1 protein-coding gene is annotated in these 1,248 nt (G+C 38.3%); it reads left to right on the top strand.

What is annotated here, in order from left to right:
• Positions 1-335 precede the first annotated feature (335 nt).
• Positions 336-1,001: an AbiV family abortive infection protein gene (locus ON073_RS20330; protein ID WP_038638833.1), complete on the top strand. Its 666-nt coding sequence runs from the start codon at positions 336-338 to the stop codon at positions 999-1,001.
• Positions 1,002-1,248: the final 247 nt, after the last annotated feature.

The following is a 1,248-nucleotide window of genomic DNA, read 5'->3' as shown; positions in this document are numbered from 1 at the left end:
ACGCCATGAAGCAACGTCCATGTTGTACATGGCTTGCTCAACCGCTTCGCTCCCTGTCTCGCATTATCAATTCAAACCTGATGCTCGGGTTTGATAAAAGCGGAAAAGAATCCTAACAACGGTCTTCAAAAGCACAACTCAGCTGTTATTGAATAATTTCATCTGTTCTGTATAGAAAAGAGCAATTCTTCCTTAATATTTATAGCAGGCAAGTTGCCTGTTTTATACACCTAGGAAAATGAAAAATTTCAAATAACTATCTGACTAGTAACAATTAAATATTGGTGTTATAAGTTGACTTTGAATATAAACAGCAATAATTCATAGGTGTGCAGTTGAGTAAGAATTTGAAACAGTGGAAAAATACTCTCAGCACAAGTGAGATTGCTAATGGAATGAATTTTGCTCAACAAAATGCCAAGCGGCTATTGAGTGATGCTGAAAAACTGTTTGAACTTGAAAGCTATCCGACGGCTTACTCCATAGCTGTGTTAGCAATTGAAGAGGCTGGGAAAATTTCAATCCTTCGTGAGTTAGCAGTTGCAAGAGATGGAAAAGAGGTCAAAGACGCTTGGAAAGCTTATCGGACTCATACTAAAAAGAATGTGATGTACGTATTTCCTTTATTGGTCGCAAATGGTTGTAAAAAACTTCGTGATTTCGGAGGTATTTATTCCGAAGAAAACGATTTTCCAGCGCTATTGGATGATCTAAAGCAAGTTGGTTTTTATACAGACTGCTTAGGTCAAAAACATTGGGCTGTTCCTAGTCAGGTCATCGACAAAGAAGCAGCCAAAGATATTCTAAGAGTTGCTAGTACTTTGTGTGAACATAGAACATATACGCAAAAGGAGTTAGACCTTTGGGTTAAACACATCAAACCTGTGTGGAAATCTTCAATGCCGGAAATGCAAGCAGCTTTAAAAGCATGGTTCACTGAAATGCTCAATGAAGGTTTAGCAGAAGAGTCTAATGTTTCCTTCGAAGATTTTGTTGGCTAAATGAGTTATTACTGAGTGTTTAAGGTAGCCTAGCAACACGCCGTATTTTTGGTTTAAATCGTCTTTAGGATTTACGGTGTAACGGTTTGAGCTAGGTTGTAGTATTACTCAAACTTTTACAGTGCGTTACCGCCGCCTGAGTTTAGCGCTTTTGTGGACTTTAAAACTGTTTGCAAAGTTCACTCCCAATACCCATTAATCAAACCTGAAAGCGGAATTTAAATGAATAATGCGAGACAGGGAGCGA

Origin of the sequence: Pseudoalteromonas sp. G4, assembly GCF_028875915.1 — a bacterium.
In the GTDB taxonomy this organism is placed as follows: Bacteria; Pseudomonadota; Gammaproteobacteria; order Enterobacterales; family Alteromonadaceae; genus Pseudoalteromonas.
The sequence above is the reverse complement of the archived record's forward strand: the minus strand, read 5'-3'. Positions and strand labels throughout refer to the sequence as shown.